This window comes from Bradyrhizobium sp. USDA 3262 (genome assembly GCF_054060035.1).
In genome coordinates this window covers 8,430,664-8,439,832 of the sequence record NZ_JBSSCT010000001.1, presented here as the reverse complement: position 1 = coordinate 8,439,832, position 9,169 = coordinate 8,430,664, and the positions used below count along the sequence as shown (strand labels likewise).

General features: G+C 63.7%; 14 protein-coding genes. 6 read left to right on the top strand and 8 right to left on the bottom strand.

Translation table 11 applies throughout. The features are described 5' to 3' along the window. Window positions 1-7: 7 nt before the first annotated feature. Window positions 8-787 (top strand): alpha/beta fold hydrolase, encoded by a 780-nt coding sequence (locus ACVWYP_RS39915; RefSeq protein ID WP_028343473.1) that lies wholly within the window; start codon window positions 8-10, stop codon window positions 785-787. A gap of 118 nt (window positions 788-905) precedes the next feature. On the opposite strand, the gene ACVWYP_RS39910 is transcribed toward ACVWYP_RS39915, so the two are convergent. Both ACVWYP_RS39910 and ACVWYP_RS39905 read right to left on the bottom strand, forming a co-directional pair. Continuing rightward, window positions 906-2,126: an OpgC domain-containing protein gene (locus ACVWYP_RS39910; protein WP_304497112.1), complete on the bottom strand. Its 1,221-nt coding sequence runs from the start codon at window positions 2,124-2,126 to the stop codon at window positions 906-908. A 124-nt stretch (window positions 2,127-2,250) separates the two neighbouring features. Further along, on the bottom strand, window positions 2,251-2,430 hold the full coding sequence (locus tag ACVWYP_RS39905; RefSeq protein WP_304497111.1) for a hypothetical protein: 180 nt from the start codon (window positions 2,428-2,430) through the stop codon (window positions 2,251-2,253). A gap of 513 nt (window positions 2,431-2,943) precedes the next feature. On the opposite strand from ACVWYP_RS39905, the gene ACVWYP_RS39900 reads away from it, so the two are divergent. Next, window positions 2,944-3,921 (top strand): helix-turn-helix domain-containing protein, encoded by a 978-nt coding sequence (locus ACVWYP_RS39900; protein WP_453945869.1) that lies wholly within the window; start codon window positions 2,944-2,946, stop codon window positions 3,919-3,921. A gap of 202 nt (window positions 3,922-4,123) precedes the next feature. On the opposite strand, the gene ACVWYP_RS39895 is transcribed toward ACVWYP_RS39900, so the two are convergent. Genes ACVWYP_RS39895 through ACVWYP_RS39885 form a run of 3 tightly spaced genes read right to left on the bottom strand, consistent with a single transcriptional unit; the run spans window position 4,124 to window position 4,851 of the window. After that, the gene (locus tag ACVWYP_RS39895) at window positions 4,124-4,468 is read right to left on the bottom strand and encodes a hypothetical protein (protein ID WP_369525541.1); all 345 of its coding nucleotides are present in this window, start codon (window positions 4,466-4,468) and stop codon (window positions 4,124-4,126) included. A 2-nt stretch (window positions 4,469-4,470) separates the two neighbouring features. After that, window positions 4,471-4,692 carry a DUF6894 family protein gene (locus ACVWYP_RS39890; RefSeq protein ID WP_304497109.1) on the bottom strand — a complete coding sequence of 74 codons (222 nt, stop codon included), beginning with the start codon at window positions 4,690-4,692 and terminating at the stop codon, window positions 4,471-4,473. Next, window positions 4,693-4,851, bottom strand: a complete 159-nt coding sequence (locus tag ACVWYP_RS39885; protein WP_196238219.1) for a hypothetical protein — start codon at window positions 4,849-4,851, stop codon at window positions 4,693-4,695. A gap of 164 nt (window positions 4,852-5,015) precedes the next feature. On the opposite strand from ACVWYP_RS39885, the gene ACVWYP_RS39880 reads away from it, so the two are divergent. From ACVWYP_RS39880 to ACVWYP_RS39865, 4 genes are all read left to right on the top strand, one after another. Further along, complete coding sequence (locus ACVWYP_RS39880; RefSeq protein ID WP_304497108.1) at window positions 5,016-5,201, top strand: DUF3606 domain-containing protein; 186 nt, start codon at window positions 5,016-5,018, stop codon at window positions 5,199-5,201. Between the two features lies 1 nt (window position 5,202). Next, the gene (locus tag ACVWYP_RS39875) at window positions 5,203-5,379 is read left to right on the top strand and encodes a DUF2934 domain-containing protein (protein ID WP_304497107.1); all 177 of its coding nucleotides are present in this window, start codon (window positions 5,203-5,205) and stop codon (window positions 5,377-5,379) included. 149 nt (window positions 5,380-5,528) lie between these two features. Continuing rightward, the gene (locus tag ACVWYP_RS39870; protein ID WP_369525400.1) at window positions 5,529-5,723 is read left to right on the top strand and encodes a 2Fe-2S iron-sulfur cluster-binding protein; all 195 of its coding nucleotides are present in this window, start codon (window positions 5,529-5,531) and stop codon (window positions 5,721-5,723) included. Next, complete coding sequence (locus ACVWYP_RS39865; RefSeq protein WP_369525399.1) at window positions 5,641-5,838, top strand: DUF1236 domain-containing protein; 198 nt, start codon at window positions 5,641-5,643, stop codon at window positions 5,836-5,838. Before ACVWYP_RS39870 ends, ACVWYP_RS39865 begins: the two co-directional genes overlap by 83 nt. 113 nt (window positions 5,839-5,951) lie before the next feature. On the opposite strand, the gene ACVWYP_RS39860 is transcribed toward ACVWYP_RS39865, so the two are convergent. From ACVWYP_RS39860 to ACVWYP_RS39850, 3 genes are all read right to left on the bottom strand, one after another. Beyond that, window positions 5,952-6,170: a hypothetical protein gene (locus ACVWYP_RS39860; protein ID WP_051448078.1), complete on the bottom strand. Its 219-nt coding sequence runs from the start codon at window positions 6,168-6,170 to the stop codon at window positions 5,952-5,954. A gap of 363 nt (window positions 6,171-6,533) precedes the next feature. Further along, on the bottom strand, window positions 6,534-7,247 hold the full coding sequence (locus ACVWYP_RS39855; RefSeq protein WP_069276532.1) for a flagellar hook assembly protein FlgD: 714 nt from the start codon (window positions 7,245-7,247) through the stop codon (window positions 6,534-6,536). Between the two features lie 10 nt (window positions 7,248-7,257). Next, entirely contained in the window at window positions 7,258-8,850 is a 1,593-nt protein-coding gene (locus tag ACVWYP_RS39850) for a flagellar hook-length control protein FliK (RefSeq protein ID WP_304497106.1), read from the bottom strand. Between the last annotated feature and the right edge of the window lie 319 nt (window positions 8,851-9,169).

Genomic DNA, 9,169 nt, shown 5'->3' with positions numbered 1-9,169 from the left:
CAGTAACATGATGATGAACAGACGCGCCTTCTCGACCGCCTTGCTCGCTGGAGCCGCGGCTTCACTGGTGTCCACGCGCGGCATGGCCGCCACCACGCCGCCGGTCAAGGCGCGCAACGTCGTGCTGGTGCACGGCCTGTTCGCCGACGGCTCCTGCTGGTCCGAGGTCATTCCGCGCTTGCAGGCGGCCGGGCTCAACGTGACGTCGGTGCAAAATCCGCTGACCACGCTGTCCGAAGCGGTTGCCTCCGCGCAGCGGGTGCTCGATCGCCAGGATGGTCCGACCGTGCTGGTCGGCCATTCCTTCTCCGGCATGATCGTCACCGAGGCCGGCGTGCATCCGAATGTCTCGGCGCTGGTCTATGTCGCGGCGCGCGCACCCGATGCGGACGAGGATTACACCGCGCTGGCCAAGACCTATCCGACGCCGCCAGCGAGCGCCGGCATCGTGTTTGACGGCGATGAGGGCCGGCTGAGCGAACAAGCGTTCCTGCGCGATTTCGCCGGCGACCTGCCGGAGGCGAAGGCGAAGGTGCTCTATGCCGTGCAGCAGCCGTTCCACAAGCAGCTGCTGGCCGGCAAGACCAGCCATGCGGCCTGGCGCAGCAAGCCGAGCTACTACGCCGTCTCGACCGAGGACCGCACCATCAATCCGGATCTCGAGCGCTTCATGGCCAAGCGGATGGGTGCCACCACGATCGAGGTGAAGGCCAGCCATCTCGCGCTGATCTCGCAGCCGGACGCGATCGCGCGGCTGATCCTCGACGCCGCGCGGCAGTCGAGCTGAGTGTGGGCGTTGACCGTGCGTGGGAGAGCATCGGCTTTGTCCCGCACACGATGATGAACGGCCCGGGGGACCGTAATACGCTCCCGGGGCCGCTTGGCGCCAGGCCAGCCGACGCGGCCTAGAGGATATGCGCGCCACGACCGTCGAGAATGCCCCGATCGCCCACGCGCGGGATCAATTCCTGCATGACGGCATCGACGTTGGGCTGCCGCGCGCGCTTGGTGCTGAGCGTGTTCAGCAGCGTCGCGACCACGACCATCACAAGGACACCGGCAAGACTGAGTCCGATCTGCATCGAGAGCCGGTTCGAGATGTCGAACAGATCACATTGGCTGGCGAGCGCCAGCAGGACGCCGAGACAATAGATCGGCAGCGAGTTCTCGCCACAACGCCTCGCGCTGCGCAGCATCGGCGTCGACAGCCCTCGCCAGCCCGCGGGAACCAGCCATGACGCCAGGATTGCAAGCGCCAGAAAATGCAGCAGCCGCAACGGGCTCAAATTTGACTTGTCCATTGGAAACAGCAGATCGGTCAGAGCCTGCGGCAGCAGCGGCGGCTTGATGCCGTGGCCGAGCGCAACGACCAGGCCGAACACAAGATAGAGCGCGGACAGAACAAGCACGGGGCGCGACGTCACCCATCCCTGGATGGTCCTTCCCTCGATGACGTACCATGCGCCCAGCACGACCGGAAGCTGCCAGGCCAGCGGGTTGAAGAACCAGACGCCTTCGGGCCAGGCCGGAATGTTCCAGCCGAAGACGTGCACCAAAGCATAAAGCAATAGCGAAAGGCCAAGCGCCAGGTTGGGTGCTCGCAGCAGCAGCCACAGCAGCGGTGCGAACAACACGTGACAGATCACAAAGACCGGCAGGACGTCGGTATTGACGGGGTGGAATTGCAGGACTGCGGCGTGCGCAAGCGCTGCGCCCGGGCGTTCGAACAGGACCCGCGTATTGCTATCGTCGGCGAGACGATCGCTGCCCGCGAGGTAGACGAGGATCGCGCAGGCGAGCGTCAGCAACAGGAAGGCGGCATAGATATCCCATCCCCGCCGCAGCGAACGGCCGATCATGCCGCGCCAGCCGTCGCGCTGACGCGCCCTGCCGTAGGCCAGTGCGCAGGTGACGCCCGAGATGAACATGAATATTTCGGCGGCATCGCAGAAGCCGTAGTTGCGCAGGGTCAGCCAGCTTCCGACGTTGTCTGGAATGTGATCGAGAAAGATCCACCATAACGCGATCCCGCGACAGACATCGATGCGCGGGTCGCGGCCGGTCGATCTGAACTCCGGCGGAGTCTCGCCGAGCAATCGCTTCGAGCTGCGGGTTCGATCTAGCATCTGTCGATCTGTCCGGCGTGCCCGCGCGGCCCCATCGGACATAGGCCCGTGAGAGGCTCGGATGCTCCGAGGCGTGCGCGTGCCGGACTAGCCTCCGGCCAACCTGTATGATGGTGCGCTCCAGTTACCCGAGGGTTGGCGGCGCTTCCGCCGGCCAACCGCAATCACGGGGGCCGGGAGGATCGCTTTCCTCCGACGGAGCCTGCACGGTTTCGCCGATGGCCGGCAACAAATGCTGCTTTCGCATTTCGGCGAGGCGGGCACGACAGTACTCATGATAAAGCATGTCGAATATGGTGGACATGATCGAACGCCTTCTTGATCACTTAGGTTGACTTTCCCACGTGACAGATTTCGACCATTTCAACCGGCGGCGATAACCGACAGTGCCGCAGGCAGTCCGACGCAACCAAAATCGATGTCAGTCGTTCTACTGAATGGCCTGCGCGTGGCGTCTTAGCCAGGAAACCGCGTACAGGGGCATGACACTGATTTGCGCTTGCACGCTGCCCGGAATTTTTGAAATGAATCCGATGGCAGCAATTATAAATAGAGCAATCGCGACCGCGTCTTCTTAAAGGAGAAATTTCGCCGCGATTTTCATAAGCATTATACACGTAATATTCTGATCACCAAGTGAACCAGTTCACATCAGCATCAATCACAGGCGGATGACACTAGCAGACCGGTAACGTGGCTTCTTGGACTGATGCGCACCGGTCATACGAAGGCCGGTGCGTGAATCGCAAAATGCAGATACTGACTGTGGTGTGCCGCAGCATTTCATTCGGGTGTTTTGTGAAGGCTGGAGGTCCCCATGCCGACGGACGCAGCCAATTTCGCATCGTATCGATTTTCGACGCGCGACCTTCCGGAACGCATTCGTATCCCGGTATGGCGCGAGCACTTTGGCCGCTGCGTCGTGCACGCCGATATCGAGCCGCTATCGGACATTGCCTTCCAGGCCGATGCGTCGCTGCGGGCGGTCCAAGGTTTGCGCATGCTGGCGCTGAAAGGCACGTCGATGCGCTTCAAGCGCTTGCAAGCGAACCTTGCCGATGGCGATGACTCCATCGGCGTGATTTTCTGCTCTCCGGGCAAAAGTCAGCTATCGCAGCGTGGCCGGGAAGCCGACGTTCGCGCCGGCGATGCGATCGCAATTCTGCACTCCGAGCCCGTCAGCGTCACCTATATCGACGGGTCGCAATTCGGTCTGGCCGTGCCGCGCGAGGCGCTTGCGCAGCGCGTGACCGACGTCGAAGGCCTGGCCATGCGGCCGATTTCGCACCGGACAGAAGCATTCCGATTGTTCACCTCATATCTGAAATCGGTGCTTAGAACGCGAGCGCTGAGCGCACCGAAGCTTCGCGATACGGTCGTGACCCATATCCACGATCTCGTCGCGCTCGCAATCGGCGAGTGTCCTGCACTGGGCGAGAGCAGCGCGAGCGCCGTCGTCGCCGCGCGGCACAGTGCAGTGCTCGACTACATTGCCGCTCACTTTCAGGAGCCCGGGCTCAGCGTTCAGGCGGTTGCACGTCGCCAGGGCATCTCGTCGCGCTATCTGCAGCGCCTGATGGCGTCATCGGGACCATCATTCACCGAGCGCATGAATGAATTGCGGCTCCAGCGGGCGCTCAAATTGCTCACCGAGTCCGATGCCGGCCGTCGGCGAATTTCCGATATCGCGCTCGAGGTCGGCTTCTCGGATGTTTCGTATTTCAACCGTCTGTTCCGAACCCGTTTCGGCGATTCGCCACGCGGTGTCCGGCTCGCGCGAAAGGGCTCCCACTGAGCCACGCCGCCCTGATCGGCATGGGCGCGAGATGTTGCCTGGGGGGACCGCTCCGGAGCGGAGGGCAGGGTGGGTTGGCGCCGGCTGCAAGTCTGGTTAGGTCAGAACCCGACGGTGGGTCGAGACTCCAGCCTCGATCGCCTCTCGGGGCAATGCGCGCATTAGCTTATGTGAATCGAACCAACTTATGTGAATCGAAGCGCTACGGCGGCGGCTCTGCTCCCGGAGTGGCGAGCCATTCTTCGATCTGGACGGCGCGCTCGGCCTCGCGGGCCTTCTTGAGAAGTCGTTCCCGCTCGGTGCCGGGAGGCAGGTGCGAGGCCCTCATGCGGGCCGCCTCTTCCAGCTGAATGAGGCGGTATGCGAGCGTCGTGGTTTGCTTGAAGCGATTGCGGCGTTTCATTTGTGCAAATGGTGTTTTCAAACCCTGGTGCAGGTCCGAACCACGCTCGGCGGCGTTTGTTCCTATTGAACGGCGCGGCGTGTCTGTCCTGGCCGCGTCCTTGAGAGCGCCATGCGGCGGGCCGAGCTGAGAACGACCGTTCACCGTCAGACGTTCGTCGAAGCCAGGGGGATGCGGAAGAGTTCGCTGTCGCCCTCATCGCGAACCGAAATGAAGTTGCCGTCGCGAACCATCTCCGGCCTTTCAGTCCCGATCCGGTGCGCGATGAAGCTGCCGTGATCCCTGGCGTCCTTGTCGTCGGCACAGTCGTGACCGAGGACGTCATGTGCGGGGATGTCGCCCGCGAGATGGAAGAAGTATCTGGGCATCTAGGTCAGCTTGTCCAAATTGCCGAACGGCTTCGCCGGCGGCGCGTTCTCGGCCTTCTTGATCTGCTGCGCGCCTTCCTCGGCAAGCCTGCCATCGTTGATGATCTCGGCGATGAGCTGCTTGACCCGTCCGCCGATCCTGTCTGCAATGCTTGTCATGGCTCACCTTTGTTCATCTCTCACGACTGAAGTATCGCTCGCGAATAATGTTCCTCCGAGAGGTGACAGCCCACTCATCCGGGAAAGGAACAAACAACCCTCCGGAAGATTGGATCGCCAGCAACGGCCGAAGCTCGGGCCGAACGGCTGACGCGAGAAGTCCGGTGACGAAACGCCTGACCAGGAAAGAGCAGTTCGATCGATCGAAGATCAACGTGCACGATCTGCGTCAGGTGAGAGGCTGGACGCATGCCCTCGGCGTGTCGCGCGAACAGCTGCGTAAAGCCGTCGAGAAGGTCGGTGACTCCGCCGTGACGGTTCGCAAGGAGCTCGGGATACCCGAGGAATGACATGGCCGCCGAACAGCAAATCCGGGACTACGCGCGGCAGCTCTGGGAGAAGGCCGGAAAGCCCGACGGCAGGGACAAGGAATTCCGGCACGCGGCCGAGGTCGAACTGAATGCGGAGAGCGAAAGTCCGGACGCGCCAACACTGGACCAGCCGAACAAGACGACCATTCCCGGATGAACGCCTTGGCGCGAGGGGCGTGCCGGCGGCGCGATTGATCGGGCTCCTCCATTAGGAACATTGCCATTCTGTCGCGGTTCTCGAAACGCCGCATGGAGCGGTGAGGAGGACGTTATGAAAAAGCTGGTTCTGATTTCTGTTGCCGCCGTATTGGCGTCGACGGGCGCTTTCGCCCAGAGCACGATTGTCGGCACGACCGGTGCCGGACATGCCGCCACCGTGCAGATCGAGCCGCAGTACCGTACGCGAATCCACAGCTATGTGACCGAACACAAGATCCGTCCCGTCGAGACGCGGGAGAGGATCGTCGTCGGCTCGCCTGTGCCGCGCGAGGTCGAGCTTGAAGCGGTGCCTGCCGATTGGGGCCCGTCGCTCACCAGATATCGCTATGTCTATACCGGCCAGCGCGTGATGCTGGTCGATCCAGACACCCGTACGGTCGTGCAGGAAGTCGAGTGAGGCCGCTGTGACGGCGGGCCGCCGGGAACGGCGGCGGCCCGCGCTCAGCCGGGACGCCTGATCTAGAGGGCAAGCGCCGTTCGGTCAGCGGCCATCGACCGCGTCGGCCGCGATCAGAGACCGATGCTGGCCACAGCCGCTTGCGCGATCCCCTTCGCGTCGAGGGCGCCGGTCTTGCCGATCTCGATAACCTTGCGGGCCACGATCTCGCAAAGCGGATCGTTCCGATCAACCAGACCCATCGAATGCAGCGCCAGGCTGAACGCCCTGTTGAAGAGCTCGATTTGCTCCGGCGTGTATTCGCCCGTCTTCAGCAAGCGGTTGATCGGCATTGTCGAGCCCCACAGCAAGCAGCCAATTGACATGGCTATAGCATGGAACCGTCGCGATCGGCACCCGGCTTTCCCTGCGCCCTCTACAACAGAGAAGGCGGAACGAACAGCAAAGCTCGGGCAAATCATGTCGCGAGAATGCGGATGTTTGACTCACCGGCCGAACCACATATTCGGTGTCGTCCCTGCGAAAGCAGGGACCCATAACCACAAATGCTGATTGTTGAACGATGCTGGGACGACGAGTCCCCTTCTCAACACCCGCTGCGGCGTATGGGTCCCTGCTTTCGCAGGGACGACATTGGTGATTGTGGTGAGCGCGGTCGCCCGCTCAACGCGCAGCTACGGATCGTGGTAATGTGCTCAGCTCGAGCCAGTCGCCCCGCGCACCACGCGCTTGATCTTGTCGGTGGTGTAGGTCTGCCCGCCGATCGAGAGCAGCGGCGGGGAGGCGGTCAGGTCGACGGAATCGACGACGCCCTGCACCTCGGTCGAGATGGCGATCGGGTTGCCCTTGGAATCCTTGCCGGTGGCGGTCAGCGTGTAGGTGCCGGCCGGCCATTGCGTGCCGTCGTTGCCCTTGCCGTCCCAGACGAAGCTGGCGTTGCCCTGCTTCAGGCTGAAATTGCCGGAATAGGCGGTCTGGCCGGTCGAGCTCGTGATCGTGATGGTGGCGCTGGTGGCTTGCGGGGACACCAGATTCCAGGTCGCGGATTTGTCGAACTGCGTCTTGCTGCCGTCGACCGCGACCGTGTTGCCGACATAGACCAGCGCCTGGGTGGACTGCGCGCTCTTCTCGATCTCGATCAGCGACTTCAGCTGATCGTTGGATTTCAGCTGCTGCTCGACGCCGGCGAACTGCACCAGCTGCTGGGTGAACTGGTTGGTGTCGAGCGGGTCGAGTGGGTTCTGGTTCTGCAACTGCGTGGTCAGCAGCGTCAGGAAGGTCTGGAAATTGTCGGCGATGCCCTGCGAGGAGGTCGTCAGGCCGCTGCCGCTGCTGCTTCCAGAGTTCGTTCCGTTGCTGGTGCCCGGTGCAGAGACGACGGGCGTCGGCATGGTTGCATCGACTGCCATGGTGAACTCCTTACACTCTGATATCGACGCCGCCGAGGGCGCCGGTTGCACGGCCGTAGGAGCGGCCCGCCGCTGCGGCGGGAACGCTGTCCTCCTCAGTGACGATCAAACGATGGGCGTTCGGATTGGACTGGCCATTGTTGTTCTGGCCCGACTGCGACTGGTCGCGCAGGCTGAACTGCAATCCGCCATTGCCGGTCGAGAGGCCGGCATTGTCGAGCGCGCGCTGCAGCTGGTTGGCGTCCTGGCGCAGCATCGACAGCGTTTCCGGGCGTTCGACGGTGAGATGCGAGGTGACCTGGCCGTTGCGATCGACATCGATGCGGACGTCGATGCGGCCGAGCTCGGCGGGGTCGAGCCTGATCTCGAAGCGACTCTTGCCGCTCTTGGCGGAGGCGGCGATCTGCATCGCAAGCCCGCTGAGCGGCACGGCGGCGCTTTGCGCGGCGTTGGTCACGGTCAATTGCGCGGTCGCAGACGGTGTCGTCTGGGTAGTCGCCAATTGAGCCTGGAATGTATTGGCCGCCTGCGCGCTGGAATCGGGCGTCGCGAGCGCGGACTGCGCAGCCGCCTGGCCGCCGACTGTCGGCGCGGCGTTGCCGTCGCCCTTGGCATCCGACTTGATGGCATCGGCCGCGCCGTCCGCGGCGGCCTTCGCCTTGCCGGCGACGGCGGTCGGTTGCGCGACTGCGGGGACGATGTTGGTCGGCGCGCCCTGCGCGGTGCCCTGGGCTGCGCCGTCCTGATCGGCAGGGGCCGTCGCGGCCGCGTCCGTCGTGGCAACCTGCGCCTTGGCCTGCGTCGTCGTCTTCGTGGTGGGCGTTCCGGCGGCAACCGTGGCGGCGAGCGCCGCATCGCCGGTCGCCGTCGCGGCGCCCGGAACCGTCGTCGCATCGGTGGTGGTGATGATTTGCGCGTCGGTCTTGACGCCGGCCGCCTTGGCGACCTTGTCGGCGTTCGCCGTGGTGGCCGCCGCCGTTGCGGTGTCGGCGCCGGCTGGCGCACCGGTGCCGGCGGCGGCACCCGTGCCGGCGATGGCCGAGCTTGCCGCAATGGCCGCAGCCGCGATCGCGAGCGGTGCGGCCGGCTGGTCGGACGGCGCGGTGGCCGCCGGTGTCGGGGCAGTCGCCGGTGTCGCGGCAACGGGAGCAATCATGGCATTCACGGTTGCCGCGCCGGGATCCTGCTGCGCAGCGGCTTGCGTCGCGTCCGGCTTGTCGCTGGTCGATTTTGCATCGGAGCTCGATTTCGAGTCGTCCGATTTCGATTTCGATTTCGATTTCGACTTGGTCTTGGGCGGCGCGTCGCCATCGCTGTCGATCTTGTTGTCGTCCCGAGAACTGCCGGAATCCCGCGACGTCCGGTCGGGGCCCGGGCTGGTGTCGCGGGGGCGCGCGTCGGTCGTCGAGGGCGGATCGTCGGACCGCCGCGAGGGCGCCGGCTCGGAGTCGTAGCGGCTGTCGTTTGTGGACGCAGTGTTGCTGTCGACCAGCGCGGCAAAGCCGTCGTTCCCCGCCTGCGAAGCGGGATCGGGCCGCGACGACCGCTGCGTCGCGCCCTGAAAAGACCGGCCTGCCAATGCTTCCGACGTGACGCTGACCACTGCCAACCCTCGCAAATGAGACTTCCGGCGTTTTGTCAGCAAGGAGTGGGCCAACCAGGGCGGGTAATAAATAATGAGTTATTTCATAAGGTTACGGGCTTCCCCGATCGGCTGGAGCGGGTTCCCGGCGGGTCTCCTTTTTGCCCGGCGGCAAGATTTGCCGTCCACGCGCGGCACGGCACAGCTTCCGCCGGATTGCCTCACCGGAATACGGCCTATATTAAAGGTGGCCTCCAACGCGTCCGAACCGACCGAACCGGCTTGGACGTGTTCTAAGGCTCTCTGGACAAAAGGCTTTTTCCAATATTGTCGCGGAGTG